Source organism: Pseudoruegeria sp. SHC-113 (genome assembly GCF_025376885.1).
In the GTDB taxonomy this organism is placed as follows: domain Bacteria; phylum Pseudomonadota; class Alphaproteobacteria; order Rhodobacterales; family Rhodobacteraceae; genus Pseudoruegeria.
The window spans coordinates 2,169,436-2,190,385 of record NZ_JAHUBR010000001.1 but is presented as its reverse complement, the minus strand read 5'-3'; the positions used below and the strand labels follow the sequence as shown (position 1 = coordinate 2,190,385).

At 64.8% G+C, this 20,950-nt stretch carries 20 protein-coding genes; 8 read left to right on the top strand and 12 right to left on the bottom strand.

Translation table 11 applies throughout. The annotated features are described in order from the left end of the window. Positions 1-87: 87 nt before the first annotated feature. The 6 genes from KVX96_RS10830 to KVX96_RS10805 form a co-directional block, all read right to left on the bottom strand. Complete coding sequence (locus KVX96_RS10830; RefSeq protein WP_261194442.1) at positions 88-717, bottom strand: hypothetical protein; 630 nt, start codon at positions 715-717, stop codon at positions 88-90. 484 nt (positions 718-1,201) lie between these two features. Then, complete coding sequence (locus KVX96_RS10825) at positions 1,202-1,468, bottom strand: hypothetical protein (RefSeq protein ID WP_261194441.1); 267 nt, start codon at positions 1,466-1,468, stop codon at positions 1,202-1,204. 61 nt (positions 1,469-1,529) lie between these two features. Beyond that, positions 1,530-2,591, bottom strand: a complete 1,062-nt coding sequence (locus KVX96_RS10820) for a methyltetrahydrofolate cobalamin methyltransferase (protein ID WP_261194440.1) — start codon at positions 2,589-2,591, stop codon at positions 1,530-1,532. Continuing rightward, the gene (locus KVX96_RS10815; protein WP_261194439.1) at positions 2,588-3,253 is read right to left on the bottom strand and encodes an HAD family hydrolase; all 666 of its coding nucleotides are present in this window, start codon (positions 3,251-3,253) and stop codon (positions 2,588-2,590) included. Before KVX96_RS10815 ends, KVX96_RS10820 begins: the two co-directional genes overlap by 4 nt. Positions 3,254-3,255: 2 nt before the next feature. Continuing rightward, positions 3,256-4,200 (bottom strand): methylenetetrahydrofolate reductase, encoded by a 945-nt coding sequence (locus KVX96_RS10810; protein ID WP_261194438.1) that lies wholly within the window; start codon positions 4,198-4,200, stop codon positions 3,256-3,258. Positions 4,201-4,226: 26 nt separating this feature from the next. Further along, positions 4,227-4,523, bottom strand: a complete 297-nt coding sequence (locus KVX96_RS10805) for a virulence factor (protein WP_261194437.1) — start codon at positions 4,521-4,523, stop codon at positions 4,227-4,229. Positions 4,524-4,713: 190 nt separating this feature from the next. Here KVX96_RS10805 and KVX96_RS10800 point away from each other — a divergent pair, with 190 nt between their 5' ends. Next, on the top strand, positions 4,714-5,826 hold the full coding sequence (locus KVX96_RS10800) for a Ppx/GppA phosphatase family protein (RefSeq protein WP_261194436.1): 1,113 nt from the start codon (positions 4,714-4,716) through the stop codon (positions 5,824-5,826). A 1-nt stretch (position 5,827) separates the two neighbouring features. Then, entirely contained in the window at positions 5,828-6,541 is a 714-nt protein-coding gene (locus KVX96_RS10795) for an RlmE family RNA methyltransferase (RefSeq protein ID WP_261195440.1), read from the top strand. A gap of 260 nt (positions 6,542-6,801) precedes the next feature. Here KVX96_RS10795 and KVX96_RS10790 read toward each other — a convergent pair whose 3' ends face one another. Next, on the bottom strand, positions 6,802-7,371 hold the full coding sequence (locus KVX96_RS10790; protein WP_261194435.1) for a YcbK family protein: 570 nt from the start codon (positions 7,369-7,371) through the stop codon (positions 6,802-6,804). A 333-nt stretch (positions 7,372-7,704) separates the two neighbouring features. Here KVX96_RS10790 and KVX96_RS10785 point away from each other — a divergent pair, with 333 nt between their 5' ends. Genes KVX96_RS10785 through KVX96_RS10770 form a run of 4 tightly spaced genes read left to right on the top strand, consistent with a single transcriptional unit; the run spans position 7,705 to position 11,965 of the window. Beyond that, positions 7,705-9,312 (top strand): murein L,D-transpeptidase, encoded by a 1,608-nt coding sequence (locus KVX96_RS10785; RefSeq protein ID WP_261194434.1) that lies wholly within the window; start codon positions 7,705-7,707, stop codon positions 9,310-9,312. A 54-nt stretch (positions 9,313-9,366) separates the two neighbouring features. Next, positions 9,367-10,458 (top strand): UDP-3-O-(3-hydroxymyristoyl)glucosamine N-acyltransferase, encoded by a 1,092-nt coding sequence (gene lpxD, locus KVX96_RS10780; protein ID WP_261194432.1) that lies wholly within the window; start codon positions 9,367-9,369, stop codon positions 10,456-10,458. Between the two features lie 27 nt (positions 10,459-10,485). Continuing rightward, positions 10,486-10,752 carry an acyl carrier protein gene (locus tag KVX96_RS10775; protein WP_261194431.1) on the top strand — a complete coding sequence of 89 codons (267 nt, stop codon included), beginning with the start codon at positions 10,486-10,488 and terminating at the stop codon, positions 10,750-10,752. Between the two features lies 1 nt (position 10,753). Further along, positions 10,754-11,965, top strand: coding sequence for a beta-ketoacyl-[acyl-carrier-protein] synthase family protein (locus KVX96_RS10770; protein WP_261194430.1), 1,212 nt, complete (start codon positions 10,754-10,756; stop codon positions 11,963-11,965). Positions 11,966-12,053: 88 nt separating this feature from the next. Here the strand turns inward: KVX96_RS10770 and KVX96_RS10765 are convergent, their stop codons facing one another. Both KVX96_RS10765 and KVX96_RS10760 read right to left on the bottom strand, forming a co-directional pair. Then, a complete protein-coding gene (locus tag KVX96_RS10765; protein WP_261194429.1) occupies positions 12,054-12,734 on the bottom strand; it encodes an invasion associated locus B family protein in 681 nt (226 codons plus the stop codon). A gap of 89 nt (positions 12,735-12,823) precedes the next feature. Continuing rightward, on the bottom strand, positions 12,824-13,849 hold the full coding sequence (locus KVX96_RS10760) for a DUF808 domain-containing protein (protein ID WP_261194428.1): 1,026 nt from the start codon (positions 13,847-13,849) through the stop codon (positions 12,824-12,826). Between the two features lie 472 nt (positions 13,850-14,321). On the opposite strand from KVX96_RS10760, the gene KVX96_RS10755 reads away from it, so the two are divergent. Beyond that, a complete protein-coding gene (locus KVX96_RS10755; RefSeq protein WP_261194427.1) occupies positions 14,322-15,863 on the top strand; it encodes a DUF853 domain-containing protein in 1,542 nt (513 codons plus the stop codon). A gap of 95 nt (positions 15,864-15,958) precedes the next feature. Here the strand turns inward: KVX96_RS10755 and KVX96_RS10750 are convergent, their stop codons facing one another. Continuing rightward, entirely contained in the window at positions 15,959-17,266 is a 1,308-nt protein-coding gene (locus tag KVX96_RS10750) for an HlyC/CorC family transporter (protein ID WP_261194426.1), read from the bottom strand. Positions 17,267-17,336: 70 nt separating this feature from the next. On the opposite strand from KVX96_RS10750, the gene KVX96_RS10745 reads away from it, so the two are divergent. Continuing rightward, the gene (locus tag KVX96_RS10745) at positions 17,337-18,146 is read left to right on the top strand and encodes a metallophosphoesterase family protein (RefSeq protein ID WP_261194425.1); all 810 of its coding nucleotides are present in this window, start codon (positions 17,337-17,339) and stop codon (positions 18,144-18,146) included. A gap of 101 nt (positions 18,147-18,247) precedes the next feature. On the opposite strand, the gene KVX96_RS10740 is transcribed toward KVX96_RS10745, so the two are convergent. Together KVX96_RS10740 and KVX96_RS10735 are read right to left on the bottom strand one after the other, a co-directional pair. Beyond that, entirely contained in the window at positions 18,248-19,177 is a 930-nt protein-coding gene (locus tag KVX96_RS10740; protein WP_261194424.1) for a site-specific tyrosine recombinase XerD, read from the bottom strand. Next, the gene (locus KVX96_RS10735; protein ID WP_261194423.1) at positions 19,177-20,706 is read right to left on the bottom strand and encodes a hypothetical protein; all 1,530 of its coding nucleotides are present in this window, start codon (positions 20,704-20,706) and stop codon (positions 19,177-19,179) included. The genes KVX96_RS10740 and KVX96_RS10735 overlap by 1 nt, the downstream gene beginning before the upstream one ends. Positions 20,707-20,950 lie beyond the last annotated feature (244 nt).

The window sequence follows — 20,950 nt, the reverse complement described above, 5'->3', positions numbered from 1 at the left end:
GTTGTGCCGGAGGATAGCGGTTTGAAGGCACAAGGAAAGGCCGCGGGCGTCTTTCCAGCGCTCAATCGCGGCATGGGCGGCGGCGGCCTAACGGGCTAGCCCGTCCGCGCCGTTGAGCCAGACGATGAGCGGCACCGGGGCCACGGCGATCAGGTAGGTGAGCAGCACCCAGTGCCAGCGAAACAGGCCTGACAGCCCCGCCAGCAGGCTCAGGCCGCCACCGCCGCCCATCATGGCGTTGCCGGGCAAGTTCAGAAGCGCGCCCAGCAGCAGGTAGCGCGAGGCCGCAAGGCGCGCGCCCCATGGGCCGGGAAAGCGTGCAGTAAAGGCGGCAAGGTGTTCGTCAGGGCTTTTGTCTTTGCGGGCTTCCAGAAAGGCGCAGGCCTTCCTGAGGCGAAGATCGGCGAAGAGCGTGATCAATGCGTCCGCGCCGAGAAGCTTTCCAGCAAGAAAGGCAAGGCTCAGGCCAAGCACCGTGGCCAGATAGACGGCCAGCACGATGTCGGCGCCCTGCAGCAGCAGAAGCGCGAGGCCGATTTCGATGCCGGGCACGAAGGGCGTGGCGATGAGCAGCGCGTAGGCCAGAAGCAGCAGGGCCAGCAGGCCGAGGGCGACCATATCCGCGCTTTCGCCTTCCAGTGCCTTGGCCTTCTCCATCGTGTAGCCGATCACCCAGTGGATCAGGACGGCAAAGGCGAGAATGGCGAGGAAACGCAAGGCCAGCCGGCGCAGCGAGGCAGGGGGCGGGGGCAGGGCGGTTGTCGCCTGCTCGGGTGACGTTGCGTCAGGAGATGGCGGCGTTTCAGGCAGGGAAAGCAATCCTTTGAGCGGGGGCTGGCGCGCTATGCCTCTGAATTGGAACGGGAAGTCTTGCCGCGCTCCGCTAAGTGTCGCGCTCCGGCGCGGGGCTGTCAAAAACAACCGTCACGGGAAAGCGCAGATGAGCGAAAGATTTTTCTTTACGCATGTGTTTTGGCAGGAGATAAATGCCCCGACGGCATCTTGAGGCTTTTTGGTTTCGCGGTCCGTCGTTGCGATAGTCAGGCGGTGCTGGGGAGCACCGCCTGATTTCGTTTTTGAGATCACCTCAACCACACAACCCGAGGCCAGCCCCCGACCCTGGGTGGGGGTGAAGCCCCCTCCCATTGGGGAGGGTCGGGGGCTGGCCGGCGGTGCCGGCCTGCAAATTGGACAATGTAGCTTACCCGAAAAAACGCGGCTTCAGCTTGAGCAGCGTTTCGCAGACGTCGCGCGTCACTTCGCGCGCAAGGCCCATGGCCTCTCCATGGGCCTTTTGCCCGGCGGCGACGGCGGCATCTATGCTGGCCGATTGCACGAGGCTCGCCACAAGTGCTGGGTTCTCGCGCGCGTAGCCTTCGCCGAAGTGGGCGTCCACGGCAGTGATCACGGCCGAAAGCCTGTCAGACACCTGCGGCGCGGCCTCGCGCCTTGGGGAGAGATCGTTCATGGGGCCCATCCTTTCCCGCCACCACATAGGGCGGCGGGCGCGTCTGTCAGGGCCCCAGGCGTTATGCGCTGCGGCGGCGGCGGCCCCCGGCGCGGCGGTTGGCGCGGCCGCCTTGCTCTCCGGCGTTGGGGTCCTTGTTGAAGGAAATCCAGCGCCCGCCGTGAGCGTCGTTGTCGGTCAGCAGGTTGGCGGCGCGGATCGCTTCCATTTCCTTGCCGGGGCGCGGCTTGGTAGAGCCTAGGCCAAAGAGCGTGACGAAGGTCTCGTCGTCGATTTCTTCGGGCAGGATGATCCCGGCGGCGAGCACCTGTTCCTTCTTCTCGGCAATCGCCTTCTGCGTGACGGGCAGGGCGACCGGGTTCATGATCGCGCTCGTCATCCCGGCACCCATGGCCATGGGCAGAAAGGCGTTGTTGATGCCGTGGCGGTTCGGCAGCCCGAAGGAGATGTTGGACGCGCCGCAGGTTGTGTTCACCCCCAGCTCCTCGCGCAACCGGCGCACCAGCGTAAACACCTGCTTGCCTGCCGTGGCCATGGCGCCGATGGGCATCACCAGCGGATCCACCACGATGTCATGGGCGGGGATGCCGAAATCAGCAGCGCGCTCGACGATTTTCTTGGCGACGGCGAAGCGCACGTCGGGATCCTCGGAGATGCCGGTGTCGTCGTTGGAGATCGCCACCACCGGCACGTTGTATTTCTTGACCAGCGGCAGCACCAGTTCGAGCCGCTCTTCCTCGCCCGTCACCGAGTTCAAGAGCGGACGGCCCTGCGCGGCCTCAAGCCCGGCTTCCAGCGCGCCCGGCACGGAGGAATCGATGCAGAGCGGCACATCCACCAGCCCCTGCACCAGTTCCACGATCTGGCGCATCAGCGGCGGTTCGGTCTCGTTGGGGTTGGGGTTGGAGTTGTAGACAACGCCCGCGTTGATATCGAGCACATCGGCTCCGGCCAGCACCTGCGCCAGCGCGTCTTTCTCCACGGTGGAGAAATCGCCCGCTTCCAGCTCGGCGGCCAGTTTCTTGCGGCCGGTGGGGTTGATCCGCTCGCCGATCACGCAGAAGGGCTCATCAAAGCCAAGAACGGCGGTTTTGGTTTTGGACTCGACGATTGTGCGGGTCATGCAAGGGCTCCAGTTTCGCGGTGCAGGATCCGCCCGAGGGCCGGATCGGTGAAATCTTCGATCGTCAGATGCGCCCCGGCGGCGCGCATGGCGGCGTCCTCCATGGTGGAGCGGATGCCGATCACGAAGGCCCCGGCGGCACGCGCCGCGCGCAGGCCGGAGGGGCTGTCTTCAAAGGCGAGGCAATCGGCAGCGGATGCGCCAAGGGTTTCCGCGCCTTTAAGGTAGGGCTCCGGATGCGGCTTGCCGTGGGTGCATTCCTCGCCGATGACCAGTGCCTTTACATGATGGCGCAGCCCGATGGCGTCGAGCATGGCCTCAGCGTTTACACGCGGAGCATTGGTGACGACGGCGCAGGGGATGCCTTCCGCCTCGGCCTGCACGAGGAAGGCCTCAAGGCCTGCCATGGCCGGGTAGGGGCGGGGCAGACGGGCGCGGAACTCGGCTTCCTTGGCCTCCGAAAGCGCCTGCGGGTCCCCAGCTTTGGGCATGAACTCGGCAAAGATGTCGGCGTTCAGCCGCCCGTGGATATGGGCGTTGTAAAACGCCTCATCCACGGTGATCCCGCGCGGGGCCAGCAGATCGGCGAAGACGGCCACATGGATCGGATCGCTGTGCAGCATGGTGCCGTCAAGATCGAACAGGAGCGCGCGGGGTGGCATCGTCAGGCGATTTCGACGGGTTGCGCCGGAACGCCCGAGGCGCCTGCGTGCTCAATGGCCCAATTGGCGTTCGTCTTGATGCCGCCGAGCGGGAAGAAATGCACGCGCTCGATGTTGAAATCAGGGTTGGCGGCCTTGTGCGCGGCGAGATCGGCGATGAATTCGGTGGGCTCGAAGGGCAGCAGCAGCTTGGTCACGTCCTTGGCGCGCTTCTGCAGCACTTTCAGGGAGGGGCCCACGCCGCAGGCCACGGCGAATTTGATCAGCGTTTGCAGCTTGGCCGGGCCCGCGACGCCGATGTGGATCGGGATATCGATGCCTTCAGCTTTCAGGCGGTCTGCCCATTTGATCACCGGGGCGGCTTCGAAACAGAACTGCGTGGCCAGCGCCATCTGCGCGTCGCTGCTCTCGGCAAAACGCTGCTTCCAGCGCAGGGCGTCCATTACGTTCTTGTCAGAGCCGTCTGGGTCGATGTCCTTGTTGCCTTCCGGGTGGCCGGCGACATGCAGGCGCTTGAAGCCCGCCTTGCCGAAGAGACCGGTTTCCATCAGCTGCATGGAAGAATCGAACTTGCCGTGCGGGGTGGCGACGCCACCGGCCAGCAGCAAGGCCTGATCGACGCCCGCTTCGCCCTGATAGCGCGCGATCCAATCGGTGAGCGTGGCTTCGTCCTTGATGATGCGCGCCGGGAAATGCGGCATCACCGGATAGCCTTCATGGGCCAGACGCTTGGCGGTGGCGACCATATCCTCGATGGGCGTGCCTTCGATATGGGCGATGTAGACGCGAGTGCCGGCGGGCAGAAGGCTGCGGAAATCCTCCACCTTCTCGGCGGTGCGGGGCATCACCTCGATGGAATAGCCGTCCAGAAAGGCCTCGACCGTGGGCGACACGGGCGCGGCGTCTAGGGTGAACTCTGGCTTCTTCTTGAATTTCAGCAGTGCCATGGCGGCCTCCAGAAAGGAATGCGGGCTTAGTCCCATCCGTCGTTTGCAATCAGCGTCTTGATGCGGGCCTGATCATAGGTGGCCTCAAGCCGCGCGGCTTCCGAGGCGGCCACCTCCTGCGGTTCGCCCTCCACCGTGTAGGGCGCGGCCTTGCGCCACTCGGCAAGGTAAGCATCCGTGCCGTCAGCGCCAACCTTCATGGCGGCGCGGTCGATGGCCTGCTCGAAGCGTTCGGGCAGTTGCACCTTGGCGCCACGACGGCCCTTGCCGACGATGACCTGCGCCGGGATGTCCCGCCAGTAAACGATGGTGACGTCAGGCATTTGCTGATTCCTCTACTCCGTAGCCCCTTGTACGCGCCGCAACCGCCCGCCTTGTGCCGGTTTTCGACACCCAAGCCACGCGAAGCGACCTTGCTCCCGCCCGCGATGCCCGCGCGCCCGGAATGCCACCTTGCGCCGCTTCCGCATCGCGCCTACCCTGAGAGCAACTCGAAAATGGAGGGCGTGAATCATGGCGCCCAAGCGTCCCAAAGGTGCGGGCGCGTTCCCGAAGGCGGTTGAGCCCCCCGCGCCAGGAAAGCCGGATCCCGATGCCTTGTATGCGGCGTTGGATCTGGGAACGAACAGCTGCCGCATGCTGATTGCCCAGCCCAAGGGCAGCCAGTTCCATGTGGTGGACAGTTTCTCGAAATCCGTGCAGCTCGGCGCGGGGCTGGAAGCCTCGGGCAAGCTTTCGCGTGCCTCCATGTGGCGCACGGTGCAGGCGCTGCGCATCTGCCGCAAGAAACTGCAGAAACACAACGTGACGCGGATGCGGCTGGTGGCCACCGAGGCCTGCCGCCGTGCAGAAAACAGCCGCGAGTTCATCCGTATGGTGAAGCGCGAAACCGGGCTGTCGCTGGAAATCATCGAAGCCGAAGAAGAAGCCCGGCTCGCCGTGATCTCCTGCGCGCCCTTGGTGAGCAAGAAGACAGAACAGCTTCTGGTGGTGGATATCGGCGGCGGCAGCACGGAGCTTGTCTGGATTGACATCTCCAAGGTGCCCAAGATAGAGCGCCCGCTGGCAATCATGCGCCTGAGCCGGGGGTTTTCGCAGGCCGAAAGCCCGTTCCCGGCGGCCAAGGTCGTGGATTGGATTTCCGTCCCGCTGGGCGTGGCGACGCTGCGCGATCAGTTTGACGACGTGGAAGACGATGCCGGGCGCTTTGCACTGATGAGCTGTTCTTTCGAGGAAAAGCTCGCCGATTTCAGCCCCTACAACGCCACGCAGGCACGCGAGGGCTTCCAGATCATCGGCACCAGCGGCACCGTCACCACCGTGGCGGCTTCGCATCTGGGGCTGAAACGCTACGACCGCAACAAGGTCGACGGGTTGCGCATGACGTCAGATCAGATAGATGCGGTGATCCGCGATTATCTCTCGCTCGGTCCACTGGGCCGCCGCGCCGATCCGCGGATCGGCAAGGACCGCCACGCGCTGATCATGTCGGGCGCGGCGATCCTGCAGGCGCTGCTGCGGATCTGGCCCACCGACCGGCTGTCGGTGGCGGACCGGGGTTTGAGGGAAGGGCTGCTCTATGCCCAGATGAGCGCGGATGGCGTATTGGAAGACGGGCCGTTCTGAGATGGTGAAGAAGAAGACAGGCAACACGAGCGGGCGCGGGGCGCGCGATCTGCGGGTAAAGGTGAAAACGGCGCGGGGGCGCAAGCTCTCCTCCACGCTGTGGCTGGAGCGTCAGCTGAACGACCCTTACGTGAAACGCGCCAAGGCCGAAGGCTATCGCGGCCGCGCGGCCTTCAAGATCCTCGAGATCGACGACAAGTTCCGCTTCCTCGTACCCGGTGCCCGCGTGGTGGATCTGGGCTGCGCGCCCGGTGGCTGGCTGCAGGTGGCCGTGCAGCGGGTGAACGCGCTTGGCGAGAAGAGCGGCAAGGCCGTGGGCACCGTGCTGGGGGTGGACCTTCAGGACGTAGAGCCTGTGGCCGGGGCCGAAGCCCATGTGCTGGATTTCATGTCCGACGGGGCTGATGAGAAGGTGAAAGAGTGGCTTGGCGGCAAGGCCGATGTGGTGATGAGCGACATGGCGGCCGCCTCTTCGGGCCACAAGCAGACCGACCACCTGCGCATCATCGCGCTCTGTGAAACGGCGGCCTATTTCGCCTTCGACGTGCTGGAAGAGGGCGGCACATTCGTGGCCAAGGTTCTGGCCGGGGGCGCGGAAGGCGATCTGCAGAAGCTCCTGAAGCAGAAGTTCGAGAAGGTGGTGAACATCAAGCCGGGGGCGAGCCGCTCGGATTCCAGTGAGAAATTCGTGGTGGCGACGGGCTTTCGGGGCTGACTCCTCCAACGGCCGACTCCTGCCAACAGGTGTCGGATCGTTTGGCAAAAAAGCGGTGAGCGTCCGACCGGGTGGGCGCGGAACGCGCCCGCCGTGGGGCGGGCGGACGCGTGCCTGTCACAGTCGTGACAGGCGGACATCTTTGCCGGAGCAAGAGACGAAAACCAAAAGACCCGCCGGTGGCTCGGCGGGTCTTTGCGGTCAGGCTCGATAGGATCCCCTTGTGTCGGGGATGCCGGCAGAAATGGCGCTTGCGGGGCTCAGCGGCCCCAGGTGCGGACGTCGCCGCAATCCATATGCACGAAGTTGGAGCCGGAGTAGCGGCCCACACCGCCGCCCTTGCAGGAGGCGGCTGCCTTTGCGATCTGGCTCACCGAGCGGGAGCGCAGGCGCAGATCGGCGGCTTGTGCTTTCATGTGGAGGGAGTTCTTGGCAACGCCGCCAGAGCGGGCGCGCAGCATGGCGTTGGTTTTGGGCGAGCGGTAGCCGGAGAGGAGCATGTAGGGCTCGTCGACATCCAGCAGGTTGTGGCTCGCGGCCATGATATCGATCGTGCGCGTGTCGATGGGCTTGGCTTCGTTCTGCCGCCAGTCGCGCATGAAGTGGTTGATCTCGTTGAGGGCTTCCTTGATGTATTTGCCTTCGACCCAATACACCGTGTCGATGCTTTCGCCGGTGCGGCCCGAATACATGCGGATGCGCCGGACATCGCCGCCGCCACGCAGAAACCCTAGTGCATTTGCGTATGTTGGTGCTGCTACCACTGCTGTTGATGCAAATGCACCAAGTAGGGCACGCCTCGTGAGGCCCGTCGCTTTTACGTCTGTCATTTTGGTGCGCCTGTCCCGTCGCTTGCCTGTGACCGCTTGCCCGCGGCCTTACCTGCCATCATATTCCCCAGATGTGGCCATTTTATGCCACAGGATGATTCCGTCACCAAGCGCTGATTTTGGAGGCATTGGGCCATTCAAGGGGAATTGGCAAAAAACCGCCGCAGAATCGCGAACCCCCTGCAGAGCCCCGCCGATTGTGGCGGGGGGCGCACATCGGTTGTGCATTCCGGCCAGCCCGGCATAAAGTGATTGGACAAGAAAAACACGAGCATACAGGCTTGATGGGGTCCGCACTCCCCTCGGGCCGGTAAGACAGTACAGAGGTTCATCATGACACAGGCACCCGCAGGCCGCCCCCTGCTACGGCTGCTGGCATTCGTTTTTGCCTTTTTCACACTCATCGCCGCGCCGGTTCAGGCCGATGTGACGCCCTTCACGCAGGCCGTCGCCGAGGCCGCCGCCAAGGACAAGGCGATCGCGGAATTCTACAAATCCAACGGCTATAAAGCGATCTGGACCGGCAACTCCGGCAAGGACAAGGCGCGCCGCAAGGCGTTTCTGGAAGCGCTGGAACAGGCCGAGGCCCACGGGCTGCCCACGCGGCGCTACGATGCGGAGCTGGTGAAATCCGGCATGAAAAGCGCGCAGACCCCGCGCGACATGGGGCTGCTGGAGGTCGAGATGAGCCGAATGTTCCTGCAATACGCGCAGGACATCCAATCCGGCGTTCTGACCCCGAGCCGGGTGGACAGCGGCATTGTGCGCGAAATCCCGCGCCGCAACCGCACCCAGACGCTGGTGGCGTTCTCCAAATCGAGCCCGCGCGGTTTCATCCGGCAGCTGCCGCCGAAATCCTCCGAATACACCCGCCTGATGAAGGAGAAGCTTTCGCTCGAAAAGCAGCTGGCCAGCGGCGGCTATGGCCCGAAGGTCACCGCCAAGAAGCTGGAGCCCGGCATGGCGGGCGGGCAGGTCGTGGCGCTGCGCAACCGGCTGATCGCCCTTGATTACATGGGGCGGACGGCCTCCCAGAGCTATGACGTTGAGATGCAGAAGGCAGTTCAGGCCTTTCAGGTGAACCACGGATTGGAGCCGGACGGCATTGCCGGGGCCGGCACGCTTTCTGAGGTCAACGCCGATGTGGAGGACCGCCTGAAATCGGTGATCGTCGCCATGGAGCGCGAGCGCTGGATGAACCGCAATCGTGGCAGCCGGCATGTCTGGGTGAATCTTACCGATTTCTCCGCCAAGATCGTCGACAACGGCAAGGTCACCTTCGAGACCCGCTCCGTCATCGGCAAAGACACCGCCGACCGCCGTTCGCCGGAGTTCTCCGACGTGATGGAGTTTGTCGTGGTGAACCCGACGTGGAACGTGCCGCGCTCGATCGCCACCAAAGAGTATCTGCCGATGCTCAAGAAGAATCCGAACGCGGTGAGCCATCTGAAGCTGATCAACTCGAAAGGCCAGACGGTGAGCCGGGGGTCGGTGAACTTCAACCAGTTCACCGCGCGCAACTTTCCCTTCGCGATGAAACAGCCGCCGAGCCGGGGCAATGCGCTGGGGATCGTGAAGTTCATGTTCCCAAATCGTCACAACATCTACCTGCATGACACCCCGTCCAAGAACCTGTTCGATCGCGAAGTGCGCGCCTTCAGCCATGGCTGTATCCGCCTCGCCGATCCGCGCGAGTTCGCCCATGCGGTTCTGGCGGCGCAAACGAGCAACCCGGAAGGCATGTTCCAGCGCGCGCTGGATTCCGGCAAAGAGACCCGGATCGATCTCGAACAGCCGATCCCGGTGCATATCGTCTACCGCACGGCTGTCTCGCAGCCGAAGGGGCCGATGCAATACCGCCGTGACGTTTATGGGCGCGATGCGAAAGTTTTCGCCGCCCTGTCGGATGCCGGGGTTTCCTTGCGCGCCGTTCGTGGCTAAATCCCTCTTCAACGCGCGCCCCGGCTGTTTCGGGGCGCGCAGCGAGGAGTGCGGATGCCTTACACCATCGCCGAGATCGCCGAGGCCCTGAACGCACGGGCCGTGGGCAAGACGGATCTTCTGATCGAGGGCGCGGCCGAACCGGCCGAGGCTGGGCCGCGCCATCTGGCCATGGCGATGGGGCCGAAATACGCCGAAGGTCTGCCCGAGGGCAAAGCCCGCGCCGCGATCCTGTGGGACGGGGCCGATTACTCAGCCTTTGGCCTTGAGGCCGCGATCTTCGTGCCGCGCCCGCGCTATGCGATGTCGGGCATTACGCGGCTGCTTGATCCGGGCCCCGGCATCGCGCCGGAGGTGCATCCCACAGCCGTGATCCACGAGACGGCACAGATCGGGCCGGGGGCCGCCATCGGCCCCTATGCGGTGATCGGCGCGGATGTGGTGATCGGGGAAAACGCACGCATCGCCGCCCATGTGACCATTGACGAAGGCGCGCGGCTTGGCGCGGAGTGTCTGCTCTGGGCAGGCGTGCGCATCTGCCACCGTGTGACCATCGGGGATCGCTTCATCGCGCAGCCTTCCGCCGTGATCGGGGGCGACGGGTTCTCCTTCGTCACGCCGGAGAAGGGCGCGGTGGAGAGCGTGCGCGAAAGCCTTGGTACGGAAGGCGCGCAGGCGGCGCAGAGCTGGACGCGCATCCATTCGCTCGGCGGGGTCGAGATCGGCGATGACGTGGAAGTGGGCAGCAACTCCGCCATCGACCGCGGCACCATCCGCGCCACCCGCATCGGCAGCCGCACCAAGATCGACAACCTTGTGCAGATCGGCCACAACTGCGTGGTGGGCGAGGATGTGCTGATCTGCGGGCAGGCCGGGCTTGCGGGCTCCAGCCGGGTGGGCAACCGCGTGGTAATTGGTGGCCGCGTGGCGGTGAATGACAATATCTTCGTCGGCGACGACGTGGTGGCCGGAGGCGGCGCCATGATTTTCACCAACGCGCCCGCGGGCCGCGTGCTGATGGGCAACCCGGCGGTGAAAATGGAGACCCAGATCGAGATCAACAAGGCGATGCGTCGCCTTCCTCGGATGATGAAGCAGTTTGCCGAGCTTCAGAAATCTGTTTCAAAACTGGTCCAGAAGGACTAAATCACGCCCCAGAAAGGGCCCGGACAGATGTCAGAGAACGTCACAGATAAAATCATCGAAATCATCGCCGAGCAGGCCGTGCTGGAACCTTCTGATGTGAGCATGGATTCAACGCTTGAAGATCTGGGGATCGACAGCATGGGGTTGGTGGAGTGTATCTTCGCGATCGAGGAAGCCTTCGACATTCAGGTGCCCTTCAACGCCAATGAGCCCAGTAAGAGCGATTTCGACATTTCCTCGGTTCAATCCATCGTGAAGGCCGTGGAAAGCCTTGTGGCGGAGCAGGCCGCCTAACATGAAGCGCGTCGTGATTACCGGTCAGGGCGCGATCAGCGCGCTTGGCCATTCGGCTTCCGAAAACCTCGCTGCGATGCGCGAGGGGCGCTGTGGCATTGGCGAATTGGACATCCGCGACGTGGAGCGGCTCTCGATCCGCATTGGTGGGCAGGTGCGCGGCTATGATCCGGAGGCTGAGTTCAACCGCCAGCAGATCGCGCTTTATGATCGCTTCACCCAGTTCACGCTGCTGGCCGCGCGCGAGGCCATCGCGCAAGCGGGGCTGAGCTTCTCGGGCGAGCTGGCCGCGCAATCGGGCGTGGTGCTGGGCACCGCCGGGGGCGGGGTAAACACCTGGGATGAAAACTACCGCACCGTCTATGAGGACGGCAAAAACCGCGTGCATCCCTTCGTCGTACCCAAGCTGATGAACAACGCGGCGGCGAGCCATGTGTCGATGGAGCATAACCTCAAGGGGCCGAGCTTCACCGTGGCAACGGCCTGTGCCTCGTCCAACCACGCGATGGGGCAGGCCTTCAACATGATCCGCTCCGGCATGGCGAAGGTCATGGTGACGGGCGGCTCGGAATCCATGCTCTGTTTCGGCGGCGTGAAGGCCTGGGAAGGCCTGCGGGTGATGAGCCGCGATGCCTGCCGGCCGTTCTCGGCCAACCGCAACGGCATGGTGCAGGGCGAGGGCGCTGCCGTCTTCGTGTTTGAGGAATACGAGGCCGCCAAGGCGCGCGGGGCGGAGATCCTCGCCGAGGTGATCGGTTTTGCCATGACCTCGGATGCGTCTGACATCGTGATGCCCTCCAAACAGGGCGCGGCGCGGGCGATTTCGGGCGCGATGAAGGACGCGAAGGTGAACCCGGAGCAGGTGGGCTACATCAACGCGCACGGCACAGGCACCGCCGCCAACGACAAGACCGAATGCGCCGCCGTGGCCGATGTCTTCGGCCACCACGCGGACCGGCTGATGATTTCCTCCACCAAATCCATGCACGGCCACCTGATTGGCGGCACCGGCGCGGTGGAGCTTCTGGCCTGCGTCATGGCGCTGAAAGAGGGCGTGATCGCGCCCACGATCGGCTACGAGGAGCCGGATCCGGAATGCGCGCTGGACGTTGTGCCCAACGAGGCCCGCGACGCGCAGGTGGACGTGGTGCTCTCCAACGCCTTCGCCTTTGGCGGGCTCAACGCGGTGCTGGCCCTTCGCAAAGCGCCTTGAGGGTTTTGGGAAACCCCTGAAATGCAAAAAGCCGCGCGTGAAGCGCGGCTTTCTTATTTGTGTGTGCGCATTGCGCAGTTGGCGTGGATCACTCTTTCGGAGCGCTTTCCGCCACGGCGCGGTTGCTGGCGTTCACGGCGTCAAAGGCGGCGGTGAAGCCCGTGAGCGAGACCGTCAGGATCACCTGCTGATCCGGCGCGGCGACAGGGACGATCACCAGCGTGCCCTTGGCACCGCGTTTGAAGCTGTCCACCTCGGCTTGGGTGAAGCCCACGCGCGCCACGCAGCCGATCTGCGAGCACCAAGTGAAGGGGTAGCGCTTGGCCGCGCCGCCATCCACGGAGAGCGTGATGTTCTGGGTCAGCAGCGTTTCCAGCGGGGTGATGATGGTGGCCCCGGCTGCAGCCTGGCCGCCGTCCTGCAGGCCGAAGAGATTGATCTCGGCCACGGCGTTGCCGGTTTCGTCGGCCAGCAGCTGGTAGAGCTGGCAGGGATCGCGGCCATCTTCGGTCTTGACGCAGCGCAGCTCCCAATCGCCGTAGGTGTCACGGATATAGGTATCGCCGACCTGCGGGCCTGTCCTGACCTCTTCGCCCAGCGAAAGCTCGTTGGCGCCGGCCGGGGTGTCGCTTCCGGCGGTTTCAGCCGGAGCTTCCGCAGGCGCCTCAGCCTGTGCAGCCTCGCCGCTCGTTGCTGTGTCCTGCGCGAAAGTGGCGGACGGAACAGCCAGAGCCGTGGCCAGAAGAAGGGATTTGATCAGGTCCTGCATCGCAGTGTCATCCTCGAATTGCTTTGGGTCGATGTATCACTTCTGAAATACGGTGTCAGGGGCGAATGCGGCCCCTGAGCGGGGAATTGCTAGTGCCCATCTTCGCCGGTTTCCCCTTTGCCGCCAAGCCCCAGCGCGCGGGCCAGCGGCAGGAGCACACCGCTCACAACCGGGATCAGCGCAAGGCCGATGGCTAGGCCGAAAACCCCGTCCAGAAAGGCGGTAACGAACCACGTCACCGCGCCTTCCATTGCCGGAAGCGCCGCCCCGGCGGCATGGGCGATGTCGTGGATCTGGTGGCCGGGAATGCCGATCTGGAAGGCTTCGAGCCCGTGCACGATGATCGAGCCGCCAACCCAGAGCATCGCCGCCGTGCCGATCACCGAGATCGCCGTCATCACCGAGGGCATGGCCTTCACGATGCCGCGTCCGAAGGCACGTGTGGCCGAGAGCCGGCCCACTTCCGCCAGTTTCAGGCCCACGTCGTCGGCCTTCACCAGGATCGCCACGCTGCCGTAGATCAGCACCGTGATCCCGACGGCGACCATGGCCAGCACCAGCCCCTCGATCCAGATCGAGTCCGCTTCGATGGCCGAAAGCGCGATCGTCATGATTTCCGCCGAGAGGATGAAATCCGTCTTCACCGCCCCGGCGACGCGTTTTTCTTCCAGCGAGGCCGCATCGAGCCCGTGATCCTCGCTGTGGCCGTGACTGCCGCCCTTGACCGCGTGCAGGATCTTCTCCGCCCCTTCAAAACACAGGTAGGCCCCGCCCAGCATCAGCAAGGGGGGCAGCAGGAACGGGGCGAAAGCGTTCAACAGCAGCGCGATGGGCAGCAGGATGACGAGCTTGTTGAAGAAGGAGCCGCGTGCGATGCGCATCACGATGGGCAACTCGCGCGCTGCTGGAAGCCCGTGCACGTATTTCGGCGTCACGGCGGCATCGTCGATCACCACCCCTGCGGATTTCGCCCCGGCCTTGGCAGCGTCGTCCAGCACCGTTCCGGCGACCTTCGCGCCCACCTTGGCCGATTGCGCGGCGATGTCATCGATCTGGGCCGCAGCCGCCTTGGCGATGGCGGCAACGTCGTCGAGCAGGGCAAGCAGGCCACTCATGCGGGATGGTCCTTCCAGAGGCGTTTTGTGAGGCGGCAGGATAGCCGAGCGCGGGGCGAATTCAATGCGCCGGAACGGGGAAATTCCGCCGGGCCGCGCCACGCAATGGCCGTACCGTGCTGGCCTAACCCGGCGGCCTAAAAAGAAAAAAGGGCCGCGAGCGACCCTTCTTCCCTGTGAATTTCACACTCCCCGTCGGACTGGCCGACTTGTCATTGAGCGGAACGTTATTCAGAAGCGCGGGCGTGGTCAACAGCCAAAATCATCCTTTAAGAGCAAGAAGATGATTAAAAAAGAGGCCGCGCCAATCGCTTGGGCGCGGCCAGTCCAACAGGGAGGAAGGCCCGCGCATGCAAACGCTTGCATTTGCGGGCAAATTCACTGTGGCAGAAAAGGGTTAAGACTGTATTTTCGGAGCGTATCCTGCCTGAACTGGCGGGAATTGACCGGTAAAAAATCAGGGAGCAGGGCCGTGGCAGATCATATTTTCATCGGAGGTGGCGGCGATGGCTACGGCACGGCGCAGGAGCTGGCCCTGAAATACGCCAACCGCCACGGCATGATCGCCGGGGCCACGGGCACCGGCAAGACGGTGACGCTGCAGATCATGGCCGAGGCCTTCTCCCGTGAAGGGGTGCCGGTGTTTCTGGCCGATGTGAAGGGCGATCTCTCGGGCCTTGCGGTCGCAGGCGCACCGGAGGGCGGCCTGAAAGAGGCCTTTGAGTCGCGCGCGCAGACAATCGGGCTCACCGATATTGGCTATCAGGCCTATCCGGTGGTTTTCTGGGATGTGTTCGGCCAGTCGGGCCATCCGGTGCGCACCACGGTGGCCGAGATGGGGCCGCTGCTGCTTTCCCAACTGCTGGAGCTGACGGAAGTGCAGGAGGGGGTGCTCAACATCGCGTTCCGCGTGGCCGACGAAGAAGGCCTGCCGCTGCTGGATCTGAAGGATCTTCAGTCGTTGCTGCTCTGGGTGGGCGAAAACCGCGCTCAGCTTTCCTTGCGATATGGCAATGTCTCCACGGCCTCTGTGGGCGCGATCCAGCGCGGGCTGCTGACGTTGGAGAACCAGGGCATCACCGGCATGTTCGGCGAGCCGGCGCTGGAGATCGAGGATCTGATGGCCACCGAGGCCGACGGGCGCGGGCGCATCAACGTGCTGGCGTCGGACAAGCTGATGCATGCGCCCAAGCTCTACGCCACCTTCCTGCTCTGGCTGCTGTCGGAACTGTTTGAGACGCTGCCCGAGGTGGGCGATCCTGATAAGCCCAAGCTCGTCTTCTTCTTTGACGAGGCGCATCTGCTGTTCAATGACGCGCCCAAGGCGCTTCTGGACAAGGTGGAGCAGGTGGCGCGGCTGATCCGCTCCAAGGGCGTGGGCGTCTATTTCGTCTCGCAAAATCCGGGCGATATTCCTGAGGACATTCTCGGCCAGCTCGGCAACCGCGTGCAGCACGCGCTGCGCGCCTATACGGCGAAGGACCGAAAGAACCTCAAGCTTGCCGCCGAAACCTACCGCGACAACCCGCGGTTTGACACCGCCGACGCCATCCGCGACGTGGGCACTGGCGAGGCGGTGACGTCTTTCTTGCAAAAGAAAGGCGTGCCGGGGATCGTGGAGCGCACGCTGGTGCGCCCGCCGTCTTCGCGCATGGGGCCGCTGGATGATGAGGAACGCGCTGCGGTGATGAAGGCCGGGCCGATGGGCGCAAAATACGACACCACCGTGGATCGCGACAGCGCCCACGAGATGCTCGCCCGCCGCGCAGCAAAGGCCGCGCAGGAGGCCGAAGAGGCAGAGGCCGCCGAAGAGGAGGCCCCGGCAGCAGAACGCGAGTACCGCACCGCGCGGCGCTACACGGGCAGCCGCGTGCCGCGCTCGTCATCCCGCAGGTCCAAGGCCGATCAGAGCTTCGGCTCTGCCATGGGCGAAATGGTGATGGATGAGTTGACGGGCACCACCGGCAAGAAGCTCGTGCGCGGGATCCTCGGGAGCCTGTTCAAGGGGCGCTAGGCGATCGAACAAGAGATGAGGGCAGGCCCCGCTCGTCGGTGGCGGGCTGCCCGGTGTTGCCGCCGGGCGGTGTTTTCAATTGGTTTAAACGGGCGTTACAGCGGCTTGATCTTGAGCTGCGTCAGGCGGTTGTCCTCGCGGGCCATCACCTCGAAGCGGAACCCGTGGAAGGAGAAGACCTGCCCCTCGTTGGGGATCATCTGCGCCTCGTGGATCACGAGCCCGGCCACGGTATTGGCCTCGTCATCGGGCAGGCTCCATTCGGCGGCCCGGTTGAGATCGCGGATCGTGGTGGCGCCATCGACAAGGTAGTTGCCGTCGTCGGTCTTCTTGAAGGGCAGGGCCTGCTCCAGATCGAACTCGTCGGTGATCTCGCCGACGATCTCTTCGAGGATGTCCTCCAGCGTGATCAGCCCTTCGATGGTGCCGTATTCGTCCACCACCAGCGCGAAATGCGCCTTGCGCCGCAGGAACTGGCGCATCTGCTCATCGAGCGTGGTGATCTCGGGCACGAAATAGGGCGGCTTGGCCACTTTCATGATGTCGAAATTGGCCAGGCCCGCTTCCGAGGCCGGTGCCCCGCGCAGCAGGCGGTTCACCTCGCGCAGCAGATCCTTGGCGTGGACGACGCCCACCACGTTCTCGCGGTCGTCCTTGAAGACGGGCAGGCGGGTGTGACGGGAGGCCAGCGCCTGGTTGAGGATCGCATCGGGCGTGTCGGCGGCGTCGATCATCTCGATGTTGGAGCGGTGGAGCATGATCTCGTCCACCGTGCGCTCGCCCAGATCCAGCGCACCGAGGATGCGGTCGCGGTCTTCCTTTTCCACCACGCCTTCGGAATGGCCCAGCGAAATGGCCCCGGCGATTTCCTCGCGCACGGCGAGGATGTGGCTGTCCGGGTCCGTCTGGACGCCGAAAAGCCGCAGGATGCCGCGCACGAGCAGGCGCACGGCGCCGACGATGGGCGCAAAGAGGAAGATCACCAGCGAGATCGGCCGTGAGACGGAAGCCGCGGCGGTTTCCGCATTGGTGATCGCATAGGTCTTGGGCAGCACCTCGGCGAAGATCAGCACGAGGAGCGTCATGACGAGCGTCGCCAGCGCCACGCCGCCTTCCCCGAAGAGCCGGGTGAACAGCGCGGTGGCCAGCGAGGTGGCGAGGATGTTGACGAGGTTGTTGCCCAGCAGCACGGAGCCGATCAGGCGTTCGTTGTCCTCGGTGATCTTGAGCGCGCGTTCGGCGCCCTTGTTGCCCTTGTCGGCCTGGTTGCGCAGTTTGCCGCGAGAAGCGGCGGTGAGCGCGGTCTCGGAGCCCGAGAAGAAGCCGGACATGAGCAGAAGAAAGAAGATCGCGCCTGCGGACACCCAAAAGGCGGAATCAAGAAGGGTTGAAGTCTGGTCCATTTGCCTTGCAATCGTTTGGCCTTGCATCCTTATGGGGACTCGGAGGCAGGCGTTCAAGGGAGGCGGCGTGGTGAAAGTGCAGAAGCTAGGCAGGCTTGCGGGCCCGGTGCTGCTGTTCGGTGGGCCGTATTCCAATTTCCATGCCACCGAGGCGCTGATCGCGGAAGCGGCGCGGCGCGGGATCAGGCCGGAAAACGCGATCTGCACCGGCGATCTGGTGGCCTATTGTGCAGAGCCGTCGGAAACGGTCGCGCTGATCCGGGGCTGGGGCTGCGCGGTTGTGGCGGGCAATTGCGAAGAGCAGTTGGCGGCAGGCGCTGCGGATTGCGGCTGCGGGTTTGAGGATGGCACGGCCTGCGATCTGCTGTCGCGCGGCTGGTATCCTTATGCCGATGCGCGCATCGATGGCGACGCGCGGCGCTGGATGGCGGGCTTGCCGGAGGTGATCACCTTTGAACTCGGCGAAAAACGCTACGCGGTGCTGCATGGCGGGGCATCTGCAAGCAACCGCTTTCTCTGGCCGAGCGATGCGGAGGCCGTGTTTGCCGCGGAGATCGCGCAAGTGGAGGCACGTGTCGGCCCGGTGGACGCGGTGATCGCAGGCCATTGCGGGATCGCTTTTGAACGGCGGGTCGGAGCGCAAAGCTGGATCAACGCGGGCGTGATCGGCTTGCCACCCCATGACGGGCGCGCCCAGACGCGGTTTGCGGTGCTGACAGAAGAGGGCGTGCGGATCGAGCGGCTTGCTTACGCGGCGGATGCGGCGCGCGCGGCGATGGAGGCCGCCGGGTTGGTGCAGGGCTATCATGTGGCACTGACGGAAGGAATTTGGCCCAGCGAAGAGGTTTTGCCGCCTGAGCTGCGGCGGGGGCGGCTTTAAAGGAAGAGCGCGGGGGGCTGTCTGCCCCTCAGGTTTGAAAGAGCGGGGGGCTGTCTGCCCCCCGCGCCCCCCGAGGATATTTTTAGAACAAAGTAGGTCTACTAGCCGCCTTGGGGCTGGGCCAGCGGGTGGTGGGTGAGGACGAGCTCTTTCAGGCGTTCGTCCAGCACATGGGTGTAGATTTCGGTGGTGGCGACATCCGCGTGGCCGAGAAGCGTCTGGATGGCGCGCAGGTCGGCGCCGTTGGCCAGCAGGTGGGTGGCGAAGGCGTGGCGCAGGGTGTGCGGCGTGACCTTCTCGGGCGCGATTCCCGCAGCGACGGCGATTTCCTTGATCAGCATGTAGAAGCGGTGGCGCGTGAGATGGCCTTGTTTGCCACGCGAGGGGAAGAGGAAGCGCGAAGGCGTGCCGCCACGGCTTTCGATCTTCTCCTGCATAACGTCGCGCGCGGCGAGCCACTCGGCCACGGCGGCGCGCGCATCCGGGGTGAGCGGCACCAGCCGTTCCTTGCCGCCCTTGCCCAGCACCAGCAGCATGCGCGGATCGCCCCGGACGGCGGCGACGGGCAGGCTGACAAGCTCGCTCACCCGCATGCCGGTGGCGTAGAGCAGCTCTGTCAGGCAGCGGTTGCGGCTTTGATCTTCGGGGGTGCGCCCGGCGGTGGCGGCGGCCGTGAGAAGTTGGCCGACCTCTTCTTCGGTGAGGGTCTTGGGCAGGCGCTTGTCCTTGCCGGGGCCGGCGATCTGGATCGCCGGATTGTCGCTACGCCAGCCTTCTTCATAGGCAAAGCGGTAGAACTGGCGGATCGCGGAGAGGCGGCGGGCGCGGGTGGCGCGGGAGAGACCCTCGGCGTCGCAGGCCACGAGGAAAGCCTCGATCTGCTGCTGGGTGACGGCGAGATCCTCGTAACCTTTGGCCTGCAGCCAGTCGGCGAAGATACGCAGATCGCGGGCGTAGGCGAGCTGGGTGTTGCGGGCGGCGTCAAGCTCTGCGGCCTGCGCTTCGATGAAGGCTTCGATGCGCGCGCGCATCAGGCGGCCCCGTCGGCGAGCAGGAATTCGAGCGCGGCGCGGCGGGCGGTGTCCTCAAGGCCGACAGCGCGCAGCAGCGAAATCGCCCCGGCGGCGTCGGAGGGATCGCCCTGAAACGCGCCGGCGAAGTCCTGGCTGGCGGTGAGGATGGCCTCGCCGATGCGATTTTCCTGCAGCAGCGTGGCGTAGCGGGCCGGCGGGGTCAGGCTGGAAAACCCTTCGGCCACGGCGGCTGCCCGCAGGCTGCCGGGCGGTGGCGGCAGGGGTGTGCCTTCTGCGACGGACGCGAGGAAGGCATCCCCCGGCGCGGTCGGGCTGTTGGCGCGGGCGATGGTTTCATAATCCGGGGACAGCAACCCGAGCCGGAAGGCGATGCGGGCGGGCTCGCCGGTGAGGCTGAAATCCGCCAGCTGCGCGCCGTAGAGCCGGGCAAAGGCGGTTTCGAGCCCGGCCTCACGCATCATCTTCCAAGCGGGCGGCAGCGTCTGGGCGATGGCATTGGGGTTGCGGGCGCGCAGGGCGACGTCAAAGCGCTGCAGGGCGGCGACGCGATCCCAGATGCCGCCGGAGGCCGCGGGCAGGCGTTCGGAATAGATCCCCAGCAGGAGGTTCTCGGCGATGGCGCCGGAGCGGGCAAGGCGCTCGGCCGCTTCGATCTGGGCTTTCCAGCCCGAAACCGGGCGCAGATCGGAATGGGCGAAGGCCAGCGGCTGGGTGCTGGTGGCAATCGGCTGGCCGATGGCCTCATACATGCTGAAGACAAGCGGCGTGGGGTGGGCGGGTAGCGCCAGCGGCGGCAGGCCTTCAAACAGCAGCGGATCAAGGAAACGGGCCAGAAGCGCGTCTTCCTCTTCCGTCAGGTAGCCAAGCGCCTTCGCCGTTTCCAGCGTCAGCGCGGCGGCGTTCCAATCGCCGTTGCGCGCGAGGCAGAAGATGCGCGTCTGGAAGGTAGGCGCGATATCGGCTTTGGCGCGCAGCGCGTCGCAGGCGGCGTTTTCCGTGCCGGTCAGCAGGCTGACGTCGAACCAGCGCCGAAACAGCGCGCTGGTGTCGGGGCCGGCGCGCTCCAGCAGCGCCTTGGATTGATCCAGCGCGCCCAGTTCCAGAAGCTTGTCGACGCGGGCGAGAAAGAGCGTGTTGTCGGTGTCGGCCCCGCGCGGTGGATCCAATTCGGCCAAGAGCAGCGTGTAGAGCAGATCCTGCAGCGCCGGGCTGGAGCGCACATCGGCGCGGGCGATCAGTCGGGCGAGATCCTCAATGGAGCTGTCACCCCAGAGATCGCGCGGAAATCCGGTGACGGAATTCGGCAGCAGCCCCACCGCATCAAGCCCCGGCGCATCCAGAGGGGTGACGGTGATCGTGCCCACGGCGGCGCTGTCAGCGATGCCATCTTCGGGATCTGGGGGTAGGGTGACGGGATCGCGGATCGAATCCGACAGCCAGTCGATCGCGGAAAGCGGCTGCGCAACCGCAGGCGCGGCCGCAACCAGCGCCGCGGCCATCGCCAGGGCCGTGGGCTTAGTCCACATCCAGTGTCACCGGGGTGCTGACATCGGTTTGCACCGGGGTCAGATCCCCGAGGTAGGCAAAGCCCACCAGCAGGACGAACCCGACCACCAGAAGGAATACCAACAGTTTCAGAAGCCGCCCGATCAAATCTCTGCCCTCGCGTGTTAGCGCCGCTTTTTGCGTTCTTGCGAGGATTATATATGGTCTTTTCGGCGAGATCACGCCATTCAGGGGCGGAAAACGGAATTTTGAGCGGGTAGCTGC

What these genes read in the sequence shown, in the direction of transcription:
- KVX96_RS10750 (WP_261194426.1), bottom strand. Translation starts at nt 17,266, where the DNA reads ATGGACCAGACTTCAACCCTTCTTGATTCCGCCTTTTGGGTGTCCGCA.
- KVX96_RS10825 (WP_261194441.1), bottom strand. Translation starts at nt 1,468, where the DNA reads ATGAACGATCTCTCCCCAAGGCGCGAGGCCGCGCCGCAGGTGTCTGAC.
- KVX96_RS10810 (WP_261194438.1), bottom strand. Translation starts at nt 4,200, where the DNA reads ATGGCACTGCTGAAATTCAAGAAGAAGCCAGAGTTCACCCTAGACGCC.
- KVX96_RS10820 (WP_261194440.1), bottom strand. Translation starts at nt 2,591, where the DNA reads ATGACCCGCACAATCGTCGAGTCCAAAACCAAAACCGCCGTTCTTGGC.
- KVX96_RS10800 (WP_261194436.1), top strand. Translation starts at nt 4,714, where the DNA reads ATGGCGCCCAAGCGTCCCAAAGGTGCGGGCGCGTTCCCGAAGGCGGTT.
- KVX96_RS10785 (WP_261194434.1), top strand. Translation starts at nt 7,705, where the DNA reads ATGACACAGGCACCCGCAGGCCGCCCCCTGCTACGGCTGCTGGCATTC.
- KVX96_RS10815 (WP_261194439.1), bottom strand. Translation starts at nt 3,253, where the DNA reads ATGCCACCCCGCGCGCTCCTGTTCGATCTTGACGGCACCATGCTGCAC.
- KVX96_RS10765 (WP_261194429.1), bottom strand. Translation starts at nt 12,734, where the DNA reads ATGCAGGACCTGATCAAATCCCTTCTTCTGGCCACGGCTCTGGCTGTT.
- KVX96_RS10795 (WP_261195440.1), top strand. Translation starts at nt 5,828, where the DNA reads ATGGTGAAGAAGAAGACAGGCAACACGAGCGGGCGCGGGGCGCGCGAT.
- KVX96_RS10790 (WP_261194435.1), bottom strand. Translation starts at nt 7,371, where the DNA reads ATGACAGACGTAAAAGCGACGGGCCTCACGAGGCGTGCCCTACTTGGT.
- KVX96_RS10740 (WP_261194424.1), bottom strand. Translation starts at nt 19,177, where the DNA reads ATGCGCGCGCGCATCGAAGCCTTCATCGAAGCGCAGGCCGCAGAGCTT.
- KVX96_RS10760 (WP_261194428.1), bottom strand. Translation starts at nt 13,849, where the DNA reads ATGAGTGGCCTGCTTGCCCTGCTCGACGACGTTGCCGCCATCGCCAAG.
- KVX96_RS10805 (WP_261194437.1), bottom strand. Translation starts at nt 4,523, where the DNA reads ATGCCTGACGTCACCATCGTTTACTGGCGGGACATCCCGGCGCAGGTC.
- KVX96_RS10735 (WP_261194423.1), bottom strand. Translation starts at nt 20,706, where the DNA reads ATGTGGACTAAGCCCACGGCCCTGGCGATGGCCGCGGCGCTGGTTGCG.
- KVX96_RS10775 (WP_261194431.1), top strand. Translation starts at nt 10,486, where the DNA reads ATGTCAGAGAACGTCACAGATAAAATCATCGAAATCATCGCCGAGCAG.
- lpxD (WP_261194432.1), top strand. Translation starts at nt 9,367, where the DNA reads ATGCCTTACACCATCGCCGAGATCGCCGAGGCCCTGAACGCACGGGCC.
- KVX96_RS10770 (WP_261194430.1), top strand. Translation starts at nt 10,754, where the DNA reads ATGAAGCGCGTCGTGATTACCGGTCAGGGCGCGATCAGCGCGCTTGGC.